The organism is Methylobacterium sp. ME121 (assembly GCF_000974725.1).
Lineage (GTDB): Bacteria > Pseudomonadota > Alphaproteobacteria > Rhizobiales > Beijerinckiaceae > Methylobacterium > Methylobacterium radiotolerans.
Genome location: NZ_BBUX01000002.1, coordinates 60,152 through 78,226 on the forward strand (window position 1 = coordinate 60,152; position 18,075 = coordinate 78,226).

General features: G+C 70.7%; 15 protein-coding genes. 11 read left to right on the plus strand and 4 right to left on the minus strand.

Annotated features, from left to right (window positions below):
- Window positions 1-91: 91 nt before the first annotated feature.
- Window positions 92-928 (minus strand): IclR family transcriptional regulator, encoded by an 837-nt coding sequence (locus ME121_RS02735; protein WP_059408314.1) that lies wholly within the window; start codon window positions 926-928, stop codon window positions 92-94.
- 323 nt (window positions 929-1,251) lie between these two features.
- Here ME121_RS02735 and ME121_RS02740 point away from each other — a divergent pair, with 323 nt between their 5' ends.
- The 10 genes from ME121_RS02740 (at window position 1,252) to ME121_RS33175 (ending at window position 10,253) form a co-directional block, all read left to right on the plus strand.
- Window positions 1,252-2,262, plus strand: coding sequence for an ABC transporter substrate-binding protein (locus ME121_RS02740; protein ID WP_245337767.1), 1,011 nt, complete (start codon window positions 1,252-1,254; stop codon window positions 2,260-2,262).
- Between the two features lie 50 nt (window positions 2,263-2,312).
- Window positions 2,313-3,464 (plus strand): acyl-CoA dehydrogenase family protein, encoded by a 1,152-nt coding sequence (locus ME121_RS02745; protein WP_059408316.1) that lies wholly within the window; start codon window positions 2,313-2,315, stop codon window positions 3,462-3,464.
- A gap of 5 nt (window positions 3,465-3,469) precedes the next feature.
- A complete protein-coding gene (locus ME121_RS02750; RefSeq protein WP_245337766.1) occupies window positions 3,470-4,585 on the plus strand; it encodes an acyl-CoA dehydrogenase family protein in 1,116 nt (371 codons plus the stop codon).
- 16 nt (window positions 4,586-4,601) lie between these two features.
- The gene (locus tag ME121_RS02755; RefSeq protein ID WP_245337765.1) at window positions 4,602-5,858 is read left to right on the plus strand and encodes a CaiB/BaiF CoA transferase family protein; all 1,257 of its coding nucleotides are present in this window, start codon (window positions 4,602-4,604) and stop codon (window positions 5,856-5,858) included.
- Window positions 5,855-6,658, plus strand: a complete 804-nt coding sequence (locus tag ME121_RS02760) for an enoyl-CoA hydratase/isomerase family protein (RefSeq protein WP_024829414.1) — start codon at window positions 5,855-5,857, stop codon at window positions 6,656-6,658. Before ME121_RS02755 ends, ME121_RS02760 begins: the two co-directional genes overlap by 4 nt.
- A gap of 126 nt (window positions 6,659-6,784) precedes the next feature.
- Window positions 6,785-7,786, plus strand: a complete 1,002-nt coding sequence (locus ME121_RS02765; RefSeq protein ID WP_059408319.1) for a TRAP transporter substrate-binding protein — start codon at window positions 6,785-6,787, stop codon at window positions 7,784-7,786.
- Between the two features lie 28 nt (window positions 7,787-7,814).
- Window positions 7,815-8,402: a TRAP transporter small permease gene (locus ME121_RS02770; RefSeq protein WP_059408320.1), complete on the plus strand. Its 588-nt coding sequence runs from the start codon at window positions 7,815-7,817 to the stop codon at window positions 8,400-8,402.
- Window positions 8,399-9,682: a TRAP transporter large permease gene (locus tag ME121_RS02775; protein ID WP_012320210.1), complete on the plus strand. Its 1,284-nt coding sequence runs from the start codon at window positions 8,399-8,401 to the stop codon at window positions 9,680-9,682. Before ME121_RS02770 ends, ME121_RS02775 begins: the two co-directional genes overlap by 4 nt.
- Before the next feature lie 104 nt (window positions 9,683-9,786).
- The gene (locus tag ME121_RS33170) at window positions 9,787-9,963 is read left to right on the plus strand and encodes a hypothetical protein (RefSeq protein ID WP_306419132.1); all 177 of its coding nucleotides are present in this window, start codon (window positions 9,787-9,789) and stop codon (window positions 9,961-9,963) included.
- 101 nt (window positions 9,964-10,064) lie between these two features.
- On the plus strand, window positions 10,065-10,253 hold the full coding sequence (locus ME121_RS33175; RefSeq protein ID WP_306419131.1) for a hypothetical protein: 189 nt from the start codon (window positions 10,065-10,067) through the stop codon (window positions 10,251-10,253).
- A 109-nt stretch (window positions 10,254-10,362) separates the two neighbouring features.
- Here ME121_RS33175 and glpT read toward each other — a convergent pair whose 3' ends face one another.
- The 3 genes from glpT to ME121_RS02790 form a co-directional block, all read right to left on the minus strand.
- The gene (gene glpT / locus ME121_RS02780; protein ID WP_012320211.1) at window positions 10,363-11,703 is read right to left on the minus strand and encodes a glycerol-3-phosphate transporter; all 1,341 of its coding nucleotides are present in this window, start codon (window positions 11,701-11,703) and stop codon (window positions 10,363-10,365) included.
- Between the two features lie 270 nt (window positions 11,704-11,973).
- Complete coding sequence (gene glpD / locus ME121_RS02785) at window positions 11,974-13,476, minus strand: glycerol-3-phosphate dehydrogenase (protein ID WP_024829410.1); 1,503 nt, start codon at window positions 13,474-13,476, stop codon at window positions 11,974-11,976.
- Between the two features lie 97 nt (window positions 13,477-13,573).
- Window positions 13,574-14,335 (minus strand): DeoR/GlpR family DNA-binding transcription regulator, encoded by a 762-nt coding sequence (locus tag ME121_RS02790; RefSeq protein ID WP_012320213.1) that lies wholly within the window; start codon window positions 14,333-14,335, stop codon window positions 13,574-13,576.
- 287 nt (window positions 14,336-14,622) lie between these two features.
- Between ME121_RS02790 and ME121_RS02795 the strand changes: the two genes are divergently transcribed.
- Window positions 14,623-17,961, plus strand: coding sequence for a PAS domain S-box protein (locus ME121_RS02795; protein WP_089231060.1), 3,339 nt, complete (start codon window positions 14,623-14,625; stop codon window positions 17,959-17,961).
- Window positions 17,962-18,075 lie beyond the last annotated feature (114 nt).

Below are 18,075 nucleotides of genomic sequence, written 5' to 3' on the forward strand. Positions count from 1 at the left end.
GCGCGCCGCCGGGCGCTCCAGCCCCGCAATCCTTGATCTGCAGCCGTGCGCGCGCTTCGGAGGTCGCGGCGATTGCGACGGCAATTGGGATTCAAGACCTCAAGGGATCCTCGGGCAGGAACCGCGCGACCGCGTCGTGGATCGTCGCGGCGAACTCCGCTTCCCGACGCTCGAATTCATCGAGCAGGCCGGACACCGCGACCGCCAGCGGGCGGCCCCTGCTGTCGATGCGCTTGGGCAGCGGGACCGCGATCGAGCCGGCGCCCGGCGTGACGAGGCCGCGGGAGAAGAAATGCCCGTCCCGCCGCAGTTGGGCCAGATTGGCCAGGACGGCCGCGAGCGCGATCGGCGGCTGCCCGGCCGGCGCCTCGGCGTTCGTGCGGCGGACCAGCGGACCGATCTCGGCCTCCGGGCTGTCGGCAAGGAGCGCGGTGCCGGTCGCCGACCAGACGACGAGGCGGCGCGTCCCGGGCGGGACGTGGAAGCGCATGGCGGTGCGCGCCTGCAGGACGTGGACGTATTGCGAGAAGATCGCGTTGCGCGCGGCGAGGATCACCGTGCCGCCCGTGCGCTCCGACAGGTGCTCGAGCATGCGCACGAGGCTGCCGTCGCGCACCGGCCCCTTGTCGAGCCACGCGCCGAGGAGCGCCACACGAGGCGACGGCAGGAAGCTGCGGCTCGCCGGGTCGTAGTCGAGGTACCCGAGCCGGACGAGGCTCTTCAGGAGCACCGACGTCGACGATTGCGGGACCTTCAGCCGCTCGGCGATCTCGGAGACACGGGCCTCGCGCTGGATCTCGTCGAACATCTCCAGGATCTGGAGCACCCGTCCGGCGGACTTCACCAGGGCCAGATCCGAGCCGGCGGGATCGGCCCCGACCGTCAGGTCCGTGCACGCGGCGCCCCGCTCGCCGATGCGCTCACCCATGCCGGGACCCGCGGAACGGGGTCCCCGGAAGCCGCATGGCGCAAGACGGCCCTGCGCGTCCCTGCCCGAAGCCGTGGTGATCGCGGCGCATCGCCGGCGCGTCCCCGTTGCTGCGACGCGACCCCGGATCGTCGTCGATCGGCAGTATAGCGCCGGCACGATCGGTGGCCACCATCACGGATGTGATATTCTTCAGCAGATGGCCGATGGCGGTTGAAGCCGGGTCCGCGCTCTGCCCTATTCGTCCGCGGTGTCGCGTCGGTCTGACCGACCGGCACCGGGAGACCGCGCGGCAAGCGCGGCCCTGTCCGGGAGGAATGCCGATGTCGATCCGCCACGCGGCCGCCGCCGCGCGCCTCCTCGTCGCCGCGCTGACGCTTCCGGTCCTCGGCGGGGCGGCGCGGGCCGAGACGGCCTCCGTCCGCATCGGTCTCCAGTACGGCCTCGTCTACCTGCCGGTGATGATCGCGCAGAGCGAGGGGCTGTTCGACAAGCGCGCCAAGGAGGCCGGGCTCGACGGGCTGACCGTGACGCTGACCCGCTTCAGCGGCTCGACGGCGATGAACGACGCGCTGCTCTCCGACAGCGTCGAGCTCGGCACCCTCGGCTCGGCCGGCGCCCTGATCGCGTGGGACAAGACGCGCGGGAACCAGCAGATCAAGAGCCTCACCGCCCTGAGCTCGGTCGTCTACACGCTGTTCACAGGCAAGCCCGGCGTCGCCGCGCTGAAGGACTTCACCTTCGGCGACAAGATCGCGGTCCCAGCCTTCAACTCGCCCCAGGCGATCCTGCTGCGGGTCGCGGCGGCGCAGCAGCTCGGCGGATCGGCCAAGGCCGACGCGCTGATGGTGAGCCTGCCCCATCCGGACGCCACCGCGGCGATGCGCGCCGGACAGGGCATCGCCGGCTACTTCGCGACGCCGCCCTTCACGCAGGTCCTGCAGGCGGACCCCAAGATCCGCGCGATCATGACCTCGACCGGCCTGATCGGCAGCGGCGACATCACCGCCGCCACCCTGAACGCCAAGCAGGGCTTCGTCGACGCGAACCCGAAGGTCGCGCAGGCGATCCGCGCCGGGATGGAGGACGCGGTGGCGCTGATCCGGAGCGACCCCAAGCGCGCGGCGACGATCTACCTCGCCTCCGAGCAGGTGCAGATCGACCGCGCGCAGGTCGAGACGATCCTGACCGACGGCTCCATCGTCTACGACGTGGCGCCGAAGGGGATGGTGAACCTGGCCAAGGCGATGGCGACGCAGGGCTTCCTGCGGAAGGTGCCGGGCGACTGGCAGGAGATCTTCTTCCCCGGCCTCCAGGGCCGCGACGGGAGCTGAGCGACGCGGATCCGGCGCCGCCCACACGTCCCATCGCTCACGGAACCCGGATGCACAGCTTCCGCTTCAGCGCCGAGCCGCTCCCGCCCGAGGTCGAGGCCGCGCGCGCGTCCGTCCGCGCCTTCCTCGACGCGGAACGGGCGGCCGGGCATTTCGTGCCGCACCGGACCTCGTGGACGACCTTCGACGCCGCCTTCAGCCGGCGCGCGGGGGCGGCGGGCCTCATCGGGCTGACCTTGCCGGAGGCCTATGGCGGCCACGGCCGCTCCGGCCTCGTCCGCTTCGTCATCACCGAGGAGATGCTGGCGGCGGGCGCACCCTGCGGCGCGCACTGGATCGCCGACCGCCAGTCGGGCCCGCAGATCCTGCGGCACGGCACCGAGGCGGCCAAGCGGGCGATCCTGCCGCGCATCTGCCGGGGCGAGTGCGCCTTCGGCATCGGCATGAGCGAGCCGAATTCCGGCTCGGACCTCGCCGCCGTGCGGACTCGCGCGGTGCGCGACGGCGACGATTGGGTCATCAACGGCTCCAAGATCTGGACGACGAACGCCCATCAGGTCGACTATCTGCTGGCCCTGGTTCGGACGGGCGAGCCCGGGCCGGACCGGCACGGCGGGCTGACCCAGTTCATCGTCGACATGGCCGCCCCCGGGGTGACGGTGCGCCCGATCCTCGACCTGTCGGGCCATCACGAGTTCAACGAGGTGTTCTTCACCGACTACCGCGTTCCCGACGCGATGCGGGTCGGTGCGGAGGGCGATGGCTGGAACCTCGTCACGGAGGAGCTCGCCTTCGAGCGCTCGGGACCCGACCGGTTCCTGTCGGATTACCGCCTGCTCGTCGAACTCGTCGACCGGATCGGGCCGGAACCGGACCGTTTCCAGGCGGTCGAGACCGGGCGGATGGTGGCGCAGCTCACCGCGCTGCTGGGCATGTCGGCCTCGGTGGCCCGCCTCCTCGACCAGGGCATCGTGCCGGGCATCGAGGCGGCTCTGGTCAAGGACGTCGGCAACGGCTTCGAGCGCGCGGTGCCGGAGATCGCCCGGCGGCTCGTGCCGGTCGAGCCGAGCCTGTCGGCGCAGGGCGACGCCTTCCGCGAGGCGCTCGGCGGCGTGACCCTGCGGGCGCCGTCCTTCACCCTGCGCGGCGGGACCCGCGAGGTCCTGCGCGGCGTCATCGCCCGGGGGCTGGGGCTGCGATGAGCCGGATGGACCACGCGGTGGAGGCCGGCGACATGGTCGACGGGATCGTCCTCGATCAGGTCGAGCGGCTGCTCGCCCAGCACCTCACGCCGGCGCTGCTGGCGGCGTGCGATGGGGCCGTGGACGCGACAGCCTGGCCGGCGGATCTCTGGACGGCGCTCGCCGAGAGCGGCCTGCCGCTGGCGCTGGTGCCCGAGGCGGAGGACGGGATCGGCCTCGCCGCGACGACGGCCGCCCGGCTGATCCGGCGCTGCGGCGGGGCCGCCCTGCCCCTGCCGCTGCCGGAGACCGTCGTGGGCGCGGCGCTCTGGAGCGCGGCAGGCGGGGACGCGAACGCGGACGCCCTGTCGCTTGTCCCGGGCGGCCCCGTGCGGATCGCACCCCACACGGACGGCTTCGTCTTGGACGGCCGGGTCGCGCAGGTGCCCTGGGGCGGTTCAGTCGCGTCCCTGCTCCTCGATGCCGTCGACGCGACGGGCGAGCCGCACCTCGTGCATATCGCCGCGCCCGGCACGATCCGAGACACGCACCACAACCTCGCCGGCGAGCCGCGCGACACGCTCGACCTGACCGGCTGCACCGTCTCCACCGGCGAAGTCCGGGCTGCGCCGGGCTGGGCCACCGGAGCGGGTGTGCCGGCCGTCGAGGCGGTCGGCGCCTGGGTCCGGGCGCAGCAGATGGTGGGTGCCCTGGAGAGCTGTCTCGGCTCCGCCCTCGATCATGCGCAGGAGCGGCAGCAATTCGGCCGGCCGCTCGCCAAGTTCCAGGCGATCCAGCACATGCTGGCCGAGGCCGCGGGCCACGTCGCGGCGGCGAGTGCGGCCGCCGACCTCGCGGCCGCCTGCTGGGGCGACCCGCGCTTCGTCCTCGCCACCGCTATCGCGAAGGCGCGCTGCGGCGAGGCGGCGGGCCACGTCGCGGCGATCGGCCACCAGATCCACGGGGCCATGGGCTTCACCCAGGAGCACCCGCTCCACCGCGCGACGCGGCGGCTGTGGTCCTGGCGCGACGAATTCGGATCCGACGCCCTCTGGCAGGAGCGGATCGGGCGCGCGGTCTGCGCGGGCGGCGGCGCGGCCCTCTGGCCGATGCTGGTCCGGCTCCGGGGCGGCGCCGGCTGAGATGGGAGACCTGTGCGTGCCGGATCACTCTGCCGAGACTCACTCCGCCGAGACGAACAAGGCCGGGCCGCTCGCGGGCGTGCGTGTGGTCGACCTGACCAGCGTGATCATGGGTCCTTCGGCGACGCATATCCTCGCTGATCTCGGCGCCGACGTGATCAAGATCGAGACGCCGGAGGGTGATTCCTTCCGGCACTACCGGCCCGCCCGGAGCGCCGGGATGGGCGGCAACTTCCTGCACCTCAACCGCAACAAGCGCAGCGTCCGCCTCGACCTGAAGCGGGCCGCGGCCCGGGCCGCCCTGGACCGGCTGATCGCCACGGCTGACGTGTTCGTCCACTCGATGCGGCCGGACGCGATCCTGCGCCTGGGCTACGGCTACGAGCGCGTGCGCGCGCTCAAGCCCGACATCGTCTTCTGCGGCGCCTACGGGTTCGGGGCCGACGGCCCCTACGCCCACAAGGCGGCCTACGACGACCTGATCCAGGCGGGCTCGGGCCTCGCGGCGCTCCAGACGGCCGCCACCGGCCGGCCCGGCTACCTGCCCACCGTGCTGTGCGACAAGATCGCCGGCCAAGCCATCGCCTGCGCGATCCTCGCCGCCCTCTACGAGCGCCGGTCCGGCGGCGGCGGGCAGGCGGTCGAGGTGCCGATGTTCGAGACCATGGTGGAGTTCAACTTCGTCGAGCACATGGTCGGCTACGCCTTCGAGCCGCCGCTGGGGCCGCCGGGCTTCAACCGGGTGCTGAGCCCGAAGCGCAAGCCCTACCGCACCCGGGACGGCTACGCCTGCATCCTGCCCTACTCGGACCGGAACTGGCGCGACTTCTTCATCCATACCGGCCGGCTCGAATTCGTCGACGATCCGCGCTTCGCGCCGCTACCCGTGCGGGTGGAGAACATCGAGATCCTCTACGCGCTGGTGGAGGAGGAGGCGCCGCGCAGGACCACCGCCGAGTGGGTCGCGTTCTGCGACTCGGTGAGCATCCCGTGCATGCCGGTCCTCGGGCTGGAGGACCTGCCGGAGGACGCGCACCTGAAGGCGGTGGGCTTCTTCGGCACCGCCGAGCACCCGAGCGAGGGGGCCTACCGGACCATGCGCCGACCGGCCTCGTTTAGCGGCAGCCGCTTCGCGATCCGCCGCCACGCCCCGCGGCACGGCGAGCACACCGCCGAGGTCCTGGCCGAGGCCGGGCTCGACCCGGTCGAGATCGCGGCCCTGATCGACGCGCCGGGCGAAACCCACCCCGCGCCCCTGGAGGCCGCCCGATGAGTGCCGAGACTGGGACCCGCGACGCGGGCGAGGACCTGCTGTTCTCCGTCGCCGAGGGGGTCGCGACCATCACGCTGAACCGGCCCGAGCGGAAGAACGCCTTCACCTTCCCGATGATCGAGGCCTGGACGGCGGCCCTGCAGCGCTGCCGCACCGACGCGGCGATCCGCGTCGTGGTCGTGACCGGCGCGGGCTCGGCCTTCTGCAGCGGCGGCGACATCGTCGAGATGGGCGAGCGCCTCGACCAGCCTCCGGCCCGGCGCAAGGACGAACTCCACGGGCGGATCCAGCGCATCCCGCTGACGCTGGAGGATCTCGACAAGCCGGTGATCGCCGCCCTGAACGGCGTGGCCACCGGCGCGGGCCTCGACCTCGCCCTGATGTGCGATCTGCGCTTCGCCGCGCGGAGCGCCCGCTTCGCCGAGACCTACGTGCGGGTCGGCCTCGTCCCGGGCGCGGGCGGCGCCCATTTCCTGCCCCGGCTCGTCGGGACCGCGAAGGCGCTGGAGCTGTTCTTCACCGGCGATTTCGTCGACGCCGACGAGGCCCTGCGGATCGGCCTCGTCAACGGCGTCCACGCCGACGCCGACCTGATGCCGGCCGTCGCGGCGCTGGCGCGGAAGATCGCCCAGGCGCCGCCGCTGACCCTGAGCCTGATCAAGCGCGCGGTCTATCAGGGCATGCGCAACGACCTGCGCACCAACCTCGACCTGATCTCCTCGCACTACGCCGTCGTCACCGCGACCCCAGAGCATCGGGAGGCGGTGCAGGCCTTTATCGGCCAGCGCGACAGGGGCTGAACCACCGGCGCGAACAACATCTCCCCCCAAGCATCACGCTTTGGTGCTTGTCGCCACCGCGACTACCTGCAAGTCTATCCAAAATTCAATCCGCGCAACGACGCGGAATCAGTCTGGGAGGACGCGATGACGGCTCGGATTCTCGGTGCGCTCGCCTGTGCGCTCGCCTTCATCGCGCCGGCGGCGGCGCAGACCCCGATCGTCATCAAGTTCAGCCACGTCGTCACCACCGACACGCCCAAGGGCCAGGGCGCCGAGCGGTTCAAGCAGCTCGCCGAGGAGCGCACCAAGGGCGCGGTCAAGGTCGAGATCTATCCGAACAGCACGCTCTACAAGGACAAGGAAGAGGTGGAGATGCTCCAGCTCGGCGCCGTGCAGATGCTGGCGCCGTCCACGAGCAAGTTCGGCCCCCTCGGCGTGAAGGAATTCGAGGCTTTCGACCTGCCCTACATCTTCCCCAACGAGCAGGTGCTCCGCCGCGTCCAGGACGGGCCGATCGGCCAGGGCCTATTCAAGAAGCTCGAATCGAAGGGGATCAAGGGCCTCGGCTACTGGGACAACGGCTTCAAGATCCTCACCGCCAACAAGCCCATGCACGCCCCCGAGGACGTGAAGGGCCTGAAGTTCCGCATCCAGTCCTCGAAGGTGCTGGAGGCGCAGTTCAAGCAGCTCGGCGTGCTGCCGCAGGTCCTGGCCTTCTCCGAGCTCTACCAGGCGCTGCAGACCGGTGTGGTCGACGGCCAGGAGAACCCGCCGTCGAACGTCACGACCCAGAAGATCAACGAGGTGCAGAAGCACGCCACGCTGACCTATCACGGCTACATCGGCTACGCGGTGATCGTGAACAAGGGCTTCTGGGACGGCCTGCCCGCCGACATTCGCACGACGCTCGAGGGCGCCATGAAGGACGCGACCGCCTACGAGCACGAGATCGCCGACAAGCAGAACGAGAAGGCGCTCGCCGACATCCGCGCCACCGGCAAGACCGAGGTCTACACCCCGACCGAGGCCGAGAACGCCGCGTGGCGCAAGGCGCTCGCACCGGTCCAGCGCGAGATGGCCTCCCGCGTCGGCAAGGATCTCGTCGCGGCGCTCAACAAGGAAGCCGAGGCGGCGCCGAACAACTGATCCCGCCGCCGCGCCGCCCGGACCGACCATGTTGCTGAAACTGCTCGATCGGCTCGAAGAGGTGCTGATCGGAACGCTGATGGCGGCCGCGACCGTCATCACCTTCGCCACGGTGGTGCACCGGTTCCTCTCCGGCATCCCGGCGCTGCAGGACTACACCGACCGGATCGACTTCGGCTGGTCGCAGGAACTGTGCATCTACATGTTCATCTGGGTCGCGAAGTTCGGCGCGGCCTACGGCGTGCGCACCGGCATCCATGTCGGCGTCGACGTGCTGGTCAACCGGCTGCCGCCGAGCGCGCGCCGGATCATGGTCCTGATCAGCCTCGCGGCGGGCGCCCTGTTCACCGGGATCGTCGGCACGCTCGGCACGAACTTCGTCTGGCGCATAGGCCACACCGACCAGACGACGCCCGACATGGAGATCCCGGTCTGGATCGTCTACCTCGCGATCCCCCTCGGCTCCTACCTGATGTGCTTCCGCTTCCTGCAGGTCGCGTGGGGCTACTGGACGACCGGGCACCTGCCCGCGCGCGACCACGCCCATGTCGACGGCGTCCCGACCGTCGAGGGCGTCGACCCGGTCCAGCTCGGCCGCGAGGGAGGCCCCGCATGAGCGGCCTGATCATCTTCGGGCTGCTCATCGCCCTCATGCTCACCGGCATGCCGATCTCGATCGCGCTCGGCCTGACGGTGCTGACCTTCCTGTTCACGCTGACGCAGGTGCCGATCGAGAGCGTCGCGCTCAAGCTGTTCACCGGGATCGAGAACTTCTCGATCATGGCGATCCCGTTCTTCATCCTCGCCGGCAACTTCCTGGCCCATGGCGGCGTGGCGCGGCGGATGATCGCCTTCACGACCTCGCTCGTCGGGCACTGGCCGGGCGGCCTCGGCCTCGCGGGCGTGGTCGCCTGCGCGCTGTTCGCCGCCGTGTCGGGATCGAGCGTGGCGACGGTCGTGGCGATCGGCTCGATCATCCTGCCGGCCATGGTGGCCGAGGGCTACCCGCGGCGCTTCGGCGCCGGGGTGATCACCACGTCGGGGGCGCTCGGCATCCTCGTGCCGCCCTCGATCATCCTCGTGCTCTACGGGGTGTCGACGAATTCCTCGATCGGCAACCTGTTCCTGGCCGGGGTGATGCCCGGCATCGTCCTGTCGGCGATGCTGGCGACCGTCACCTTCGTCATCGCCAAGCGCCGGGGCTATCCGCGCATGCCCAGGGCCTCCTGGGCCGAGCGCCTGCGCGCCTTCCGCGAGAGCGCCTGGGGCCTGTTCCTCGTGGTGATGGTGATCGGCGGCATCTACGCGGGCATCTTCACGCCGACCGAGGCGGCGGCGACCGCCGCCGTCTACGCCTTCGTCATCGCGGTGTTCGTCTACCGCGACCTGAAGCTGTCGGACGTGCCTCGGGTGCTCCTCGCCTCCGCCAACATGAGCGCGATGCTGCTCTACATCATCACCAACGCGGTGCTGTTCTCGTTCCTGATGACCTCCGAGAACATCCCGCAGACGATGGCGGCGTGGCTGATCGCCATGAACTTCAGCCCGCTGGTCTTCCTGCTCGTCGTCAACATCATCCTGCTGATCGCCGGCAACGTGATGGAGCCGTCCTCGATCCTGCTGATCATGGCGCCGATCCTGTTCCCGATCGCCGTCAAGCTCGGGATCGATCCGATCCATTTCGGGATCATCATGGCGGTCAACATGGAGGTCGGCCTGTGCCACCCGCCGGTCGGGCTCAACCTCTACGTGGCCAGCGGCATCGCCCATATGGGCATCTCCGAGCTGACGGTGGCGGTGCTGCCCTGGCTCCTGACGATGCTGGCCTTCCTGGTCCTGGTGACCTACTGGCCGGCCCTCTCCCTGTGGCTCCCGCGGGCGCTCGGGGCGATGTGACGGGCGCGCGCCGCGCGGGTGCAGCCCAGGGCTCGGCCGGCGTTGCGGCGCCCGGGGCACGCGCAGATCGACGCGCGCCACCGGCCCCGCCCGCTCGGCAGCAGATGCGAGCGCGACCGCTCCGCCGATCCGAGCTGTCCGAGACCGACAGCCTGCTGCTGCCGTTCTGCACCGCCCTGTCGAACCTGTTCTGGCTGCCGGTCATGGGGGCGCTGTCCGGCCGGATCGGGCGCAAGCCGATCCTGCTCGTCATCTCGGCGCTCACCCTGCGCACCGCCTAAGCGGTGCTGGGCTGGCCCGCGGCCAACGCGAGCGTCGGCAACGTGCTGATCGCGCTCCTCGGCTGTCCTTCCTGTACGGCAGCGGCAACGGCGCGATGGTGGTGGCGCCGACCGAGGTGGTCCCGGCGAGGGTGCGCACGGCCGGCTTCGTCCTCGCCGACCCGCTGGCGACCGCCCTGCCCGGCGGCTTCACGCCCCCGGTCACGACGTGGCTCACCGAAGCCGACGGCAACCGCGCGGCCTGTGGACGGCGATCAGGGGCACCTGCGGCCCCGTCACCACGCGCCTGATCGACCGCCGCGCGGGCCAGTCGGCCGCTCTGGGCGCTCCGGCCTGATCCGCCGGCACGGGATCGGCAGGGGGGCTTCAGCCTCCCTGCCGCGCCGACAGGACCGGCGGTCAGGCGAATTGCGGGGCCGCGGTGCCGGTGTGCCGCAGGGTCAGGGCCAGGCAGACGATCGCGAGGACGCAGGCCGCCAGCAGGAGGATGAAGCAACCGTTCCAGCCGTAATGGTCGGTCGTGTAGCCGACCAGCGCGCTCGCCGCGACGGAGCCCCCCAGATACCCGAACAGGCCCGTGAAGCCCGCCGCCGTCCCGGCCGCCTTCTTGGGCACGAGCTCGAGGGCCTGGAGACCGATCAGCATCACCGGCCCGTAGATCAGGAAGCCGATGCAGATCAGGGCCGCGAGATCGACGCCCGGGTTGCCCTCGGGGTTGAGCCAGTAGACCAGCGTCGCCGCCATGACGCCGAACATGAACACCACGCCCGTCGCGCCGCGATTGCCGCGGAACAGTTTGTCGGACAGCCAGCCGCAGAGCAGGGTGCCGGGGATGCCGGCCCACTCGTAGAGGAAGTAGGCCCAGGAGGTCTTGTCCACCGAGAAGTGCTTGGCCTCCTTCAGGTAGGTCGGCGCCCAGTCCAGCACACCGTAGCGGAGCAGGTAGACGAACACGTTGGCGAAGGCGATGTACCAGAGCATCCGGTTCTTCAGGACGTGCTCGACGAAGATCTCGCGCGTGGAGAACTCGCGCTCGTGGTTGGCGTCGTAGCCCTCCGGGTAATCGTTCTTCCAGGTCTCCACGGACGGCAGCCCGCAGGATTGCGGCGTGTCCCGCATGGTCAGGAAGGCGAAGACCGCGACGCCGAGCGCCACGGCGGCGGGCACGTAGAAGGCCGCGTGCCAGTCGTTGAACCAGGCCAGGCCGAGCAGGAACAGCGGCCCGATCAGGCCACCGCCGACGTTGTGCGCCACGTTCCAGACCGAGACGACGCCGCCGCGCTCCTTCTGCGACCACCAGTGCACCATCGTGCGACCGCTCGGCGGCCAGCCCATGCCCTGGAACCAGCCGTTGAGGAAGAGCAGCACGAACATGATGCCGACGCTGGACGTCGCCCAGGGCACGAAGCCGAACAGGAACATCACCAGCGCCGAGAGCACGAGGCCGATCGGCAGGAAGTAGCGCGGGTTGGAGCGGTCCGAGACCATGCCCATCAGGAACTTGGACAGGCCGTACGCGATCGCCACCGCGGAGAGCGCGGTGCCGAGCTCACCGCGGCTGTAGCCCTGCTCGACCAAGTAGGGCATGGCCAGCGAGAAGTTCTTGCGCAGCAGGTAATAGCCCGCATAGCCCAGGAAGATTCCCGCGAAGATCTGCCAACGCAGCTTGCGGTAGGTCGGATCGACGCGATCCGTCTGAATGGGTGGCCGATGGGCCGCGGGAGCGAGGAAGCCGATCATGGCGCGCCTTCGTGAGATCGCGGACGGACCCAGGCTCATCCCGGGCGCATCTCGGATTGGACGGGGTGGTGACGGGCCGCGCTCAGCGTCGCGCCGAAGCGGATCCCGCGGCGTGCCGACGCGCGATCCGCGCGTCCGGTCTCGACCTTTGGCGATGGTGGACGGCGTTGTCCGGTCGCGGCATCGTTTCCTCCTTGTGGTGCGGCGCGTCTCCGGCTCAGCCGGGTCGCCGTCGTGCGGTTCCCCTGCCGCCCGCGCGGGGCGGCCGGCTCAGCCGGCGGCCATCGCGCCGGCGTGCCGGCCGGTCATGGTCGCGATCCGCGCCCGCAGCGCCGCGACCTCGTCAGCCGAGAAGGCGAGGCCGAGCTTGGACCGACGCCAGAGCACGTCCTCGGCGGTGCGGGCCCATTCCCGGTCCATCATCCAGCGCAGCTCGCCTTCGTGGAGGCCGTGCCCGAGGTCGGGCCCGAGATTCGCGGCGATGCGCAGCGCGTCCGTCCCGTAGGCGGCCACCAGGCGCTGGACCGTGGCGGCCGCGAGCTGGGGCGCGGCGCGGGCGAGGCGCGCCTCGAGCTCGGCCACCCCGTCCACCGGGAAATCGCCGCCCGGCAGCGCGGCGCTTCCGGTCCAAGGGCGGCCGCGCGCGCCGAGGCGCTGACCGATCTCCTTCAGGGCATCCTCGGCCAGCTTGCGGTAGGTCGTGATCTTTCCGCCGAATATGTTGAGCACCGCCGCCTCGCCGGCCGCGCCGTCCGTCTTCAGCACGTAGTCGCGCGTCGCCTCCTGCGCCGCGGAGGCGTGATCGTCGTAGAGGGGGCGCACGCCCGAGAAGGACCAGACGATGTCGTCGCGGCGCAGCGGCGTCGCGAAGTATTCGCTGGCGGCGCTCAGCAGATACGCGGTCTCCTCCTCGGTGATCGCCGCGTCGGCGGGATCGCCGGAGAAATCACGGTCCGTCGTGCCGACCAGGGTCGTGTCGTTCGCGTAGGGGATCGCGAAGATGATGCGCCCGTCCGCGTTCTGGAAGATGAAGGCCCGGTCGTGGTCGTAGAGCTTGCGCGTCACGATGTGCGAGCCCTGCACGAGGCGCACGTGCTTCGCCTCGCTCCGGCCGAGCGGCCCCTGAATCACCCGGTCGACCCAGGGTCCGGCCGCGTTCACGAGGAAGCGCGCGGCGATCTCGTCCTCGCGGCCGGTCTGCAGCTCGCGCCGGACGATGCGCCACAGATCGCCCTCGCGGCGGACCGAGACGACGCGGGTTCCGACCGCGATCTCGGCGCCCCGCGCCTCGGCATCGCGCGCGTTGAGCACAACGAGCCGCGTGTCGTCGACGCGCGCGTCCGAATACTCGAAGCCGCGCCGGAACTCGGATTTGAGCGGGGCGCCGATCGGGCCGGAGAGGTCCACGGGGCGCGTGCCGGGCAGGCGCTTGCGGCCGCCGAGATGGTCGTAGAGGAACAGCCCGATCCGCAGCAGCCAGGCCGGACGCAGGCCGGTATGCAGCGGCAGGACGAAGCGCAGCGGGCGCACGATGTGGGGCGCGATGCCCCAGAGCACCTCGCGCTCGGCCAGCGCCTCGCGCACGAGGCGAAACTCGTAGTGCTCCAGGTAGCGCAGGCCGCCGTGGATCAGTTTGGTCGACCATGACGAGGTGCCGCTGCCGAGGTCGTTCTGCTCGGTCAGCGAGACCGAGTATCCGCGGCCGGCCGCGTCCCGCGCGATCCCGCAGCCGTTGATCCCCCCGCCGATGACGGCAACGTCGAACGTGCGCATGATCCTCCCCCTTTCGTGTCGCGGCGTCCGGCGCGCGACTGCGAAAGCAGAGGAATTGAATACGAAACCAAAGGAAAGTCAATCGAAAGCGATACGCTCAACGACCGGTTTCGACGAGGCGGACGCCGGACGCGCGACAGAGGTCGCGCAGCGTCTCGCTGGGGCAGCGATCGGTCACGAAGGTTCCGATCTGGCCGAGCTGGGCGAGCCGGACCGGGGCGCTCCGCTCGAACTTGGTGGAATCCGCGACCAGCACGACGTGGCGGGCGTTGGCGATGATCGCCTGGGCGACCCGGACCTCGCGATAATCGAAATCGAGGAGCGCCCCGTCCTCGTCGATCGCCGAGGCCCCGATCACCGCGAAATCGACCTTGAACTGGCGGATGAAGTCCACCGCCGCCTCCCCGACGATCCCGCCGTCCGAGCGACGGATCAGGCCGCCCGCCACGATGCACTCGATCTCGGGGCTCGGCCGCAGGGCGAGCGCGACGTTGAGGTTGTTGGTGATCACCATGAGCCCGGAATGGCCGAGGAGCGCCCGGGCGACGGCCTCGGTGGTGGTACCGATATTGATGAACAGCGAGGAGCGGTCCGGGATCAGGTCGGCGGCCGCGCGCGCGATCGCCGCCTTCTCGGGCGCCGCCAGCGCGTTGCGGGCCTCGTAGTCGAGGTTCTCGGCCCCCGCGCCGAGCACGGCCCCGCCGTGGATGCGCGAAAGCAGACGCGCGTCGCACAGGTCGTTGAGATCCTTCCGGATGGTCTGCACGCTGACCGCGAACCGACCGGACAGGGCGTCGACCGAGACACGCCCTTCGGTCCGCGCGATGTCCATGATCGCGTTCTGACGCTCCGAGAGCATACCGGCAGACCTCCGCGCGACGAAAACGAAACCCTTTTCGGTGCGAGCGCGCCAGCGTCGTGGGAAAGCGAAAGCGCGTTCTGGACCGGCGACCACGCCTAGCGGATTCGCCCCCGGGAGGGAACGTCGGGACGCCCGAGGCCGACCGGTCGCCCCGCTGGGTGCGAAGGCGGGACTCGCGCGGCGCGCCATCAGGGCGCCGCCTGCCCCGAGGCGCCCGCCCCGTTGACGACGCGCGCCCGCGCGTCGACAAGCACCGCGATGCATTGGTTTCCGTATTCACATCGATGACGGGCGCGGCCGTCCCGCAGAACTGGTCTCCGGTCGGAGGCGGGGCGCTCGGCGACCTGATCCGCAGCCACGACTGGGCGGCGACACCGCTCGGAGCCATCGGCACCTGGCCCGCGCCCGTCCGCACCATCGTCCAGACCCTGCTGCTCTCGCCGGTCCCGACTGTGGCGATCTGGGGCCGGGACGGCATCCTGGTCTACAATCAGGGCTACGCGGAGATCTGCGGCCCCCATCATCCGGAGGCCCTCGGCGGGCGCCTCCTGGAGCTCTGGCCGGAAGCCCGCGCCTTCAACGCGCACGTGATCGCGAGCGGCCTGTCCGGTCGCCCGCTCAGCTTCCGCGCCCACGAACTCGAGCTCTGGCGGCACGGGCGCGCCGAGACGGCCTGGATGGACCTGGAATACACCCCTGTCCTGGACGATCGGGGCACGCCGATCGGCACGCTCGCCACGGCGCTCGACATCACCGAACGCGTCCTCAGCGCGCGCCGGATCGCCGAGAACGAGAGCCGCTTCCGCTTCCTCGACCAGCTGGGTCAGGCAACCGCGAATGCTCGCGACGCCGGCGCGATCCTGGAGATCACCACGCGTTGCGTGGGCGCGCACCTGAACCTGTCGAACTGCGCCTACGCCGACATGGATCCGGACGGCGACGGCTTCACCATCCGCGGCAACTGGCACGCCCCGACATCGCCCTCGATCCTGGGGCATTACAGCCTCGCCGATTTCGGCGCGCTGGCCGTCCAGGAGCTGAATGCCGGTCGGCCCCTCATCGTCAACGACAACGTCGCCGAGCTCGCCCCGCACGAGGCCGAGACCTTCCGGGCGATCGGGATCGCGGCCACCATCTGCATGCCGCTGGTGAAGGACGGCCGGCTCGCGGCCCTGATGGCCATCCACCACGCGCACCCCCACCGCTGGTCGCACGCCGAGCTCGCGCTCATCCGCGAAGTCACCGAGCGCTGCTGGGCGCATATCGAGCGTGTCGGGGTCGAGGCGAGCCTGCGGGTCAGCGAGGCGCGGCTCCGGGCCCTGGTCCACGCCACCTCCGACGTGGTCTACCACATGAGTTCGGACTGGCAGGAGATGCGCCAGCTCGACGGCCGCGGCTTCCTGTCCGACCTGGCGGAGCCGAGCGTGCGCTGGCTCGATCACTACGTCGATCCGGCCGACAGGCCGGCGGTCAAGGCTGCGGTCAACGACGCGGTCCGCCGCAAGGGCCTGTTCGAGCTCGAGCACCGGGTCCGGCGCGCCGACGGCCGCGTCGGCTGGACGCTGTCGCGCGCGGTGCCGGTGATCGATCGGCACGGGACCGTGACCGAGTGGTTCGGGATGGCGAGCGACGTCACGTTCCGGCACGAGGCCGACGCGCGGCTCAGGGAGAGCGAGGCGCGGTTCCGCGCCATGGCGGACGACGCCCCGGTGATGACCTGGATCACCGACGAGAGCGGCGCGTGCATCTACCTGAACCGTCGCTGGTACGAGTTCACGGGGCAGGCCGAGGCCGAGGCACTCGGGCTCGGTTGGCTCGACGCGATCCATCCCGACGACCGCATCCGGTCCGAACAGGCGTTCCTGGTAGCGAACGCGGACCGGACGTCGTTCCGCCTCGAATACCGCCTCCGGAACAGGGACGGACGTTACCGCTGGGCGCTCGACGCCGCCTCGCCGCGTTTCGACGCCGACGGCGCGTTTCTCGGCTACTTCGGGTCGGTGATCGACATCGACGAGCGCCGCGAGGCCGAGGCACGGCTGCGCACGCTGACCGACGTCGTGCCAGCCTTCGTCTGGTTCGCCTCGCCGGACGGCCAGCTGCATTTCCTGAACGACCGCTGGTGCGCGTATACCGGCCTCGACACGCGGGCGTCGCTGCCCGATGGCTGGATCGAGGCGGTTCATCCGGACGACCGCGCGCGGACGGCGGCGGTCTGGTCGGACGCGCGCGAGCGCGGCGTCACCTACGAGATCGAGGTCCGCTACCGCCGGCACGACGGAGCGTATCGCTGGTACATGGCCCGGGCCGAGCCGCTGCGCGATCCCGGCGGGACCATCACCGCCTGGTTCGGGACGTCGACCGACATCCACGACCGCAAGCTCGCCGAAGACGGTCTGCGCGAGCTGAACGAGACGCTCGAGAGCCGTGTCGCGGAACGCACCGGGGAGCTGCTCAAGACCGAGGAAGCGCTGCGCCAGTCGCAGAAGATGGAGGCGGTGGGTCAGCTCACGGGCGGCGTCGCGCACGACTTCAACAACCTGCTCACCATCATCCGCTCGTCCGTCGACTTCCTGCGCCGGCCCGAACTGCCCGAGGCGCGCAAGGCCCGCTACCTCGACGCGGTGTCCAACACGGTCGATCGCGCCGCCAAGCTGACCGGCCAGCTTCTCGCCTTCGCCCGCCGCCAGACCCTGGCCCCGCAGGTCTTCGACCTCGGCGACCGGTTGCGGGCCGTGGCCGAGCTGCTCGACACGGTGACCGGGGCGCGGATCCGCGTCGTCACCGAGGTCCCGGAAATCTCCTGCGCCGTGCGCGCCGACCTGAGCCAGTTCGAGACGGCGCTGGTGAACATCGCCGTCAACGCGCGCGACGCGATGGACGGCGAAGGCACCCTCACATTGCGATTGACCTGCACCTGCCCGCTGCCGGCGATCCGGGGCCACGCGGCCAGCGCCCAGCCCTTCGCCGCGATCGCGCTGACCGATACCGGCTCCGGCATCGCCCCGGAGGTGCTGGACCGGATCTTCGAGCCCTTCTTCACCACCAAGGAGGTCGGCAAGGGGACGGGCCTGGGCCTGAGCCAGGTGTTCGGCTTCGCGAAGCAATCGGGCGGCGATGTCGCGGTCGAGAGCGTGCTCGGCGCGGGGACGACCTTCACGCTCTACCTGCCCGAAGTCGCGGCCGAGACCCTGCCGCACGTGGCCGTCGCCGCCGCGGAGCCGGCCTCTCCCATCGGTTCCGGACAGCGCGTTCTCGTGGTCGAGGACAATGTCGAGGTCGGCACCTTCGCCACGCAGATCCTGGAGGATCTCGGTTACGAGACCAGCTGGGCGGCGAATGCCGAGGAGGCTCTGGACCGGCTCGGATCCGAGGGGGCGGATTTCGACGTCGTGTTCTCGGACGTGGTGATGCCGGGGATGGGCGGGTTGGCCCTCGCGCAGGAGCTCAGGCGCCGGATGCCGCGACTGCCGGTGCTCCTGGCCTCGGGCTACAGCCACGTCCTCGCACAGGACGGCACGCACGGGTTCTCCGTCCTGCACAAGCCGTACTCGGCCGAGCAGCTCGGACGCCTGCTCCGGCAGGTCACCGCGCCGAAGCGGGACGCCCTGTCGACGCGATGACGGGCCTTGTTCGGCACAGGACAGGAGAACGTCAGACCCTCGGCCTGATGTCCCTAATCAGATGCGCAACCGTGGTCCCTCGGTAGGACTCCGCTGAAGCGGACAGCCAGAGGC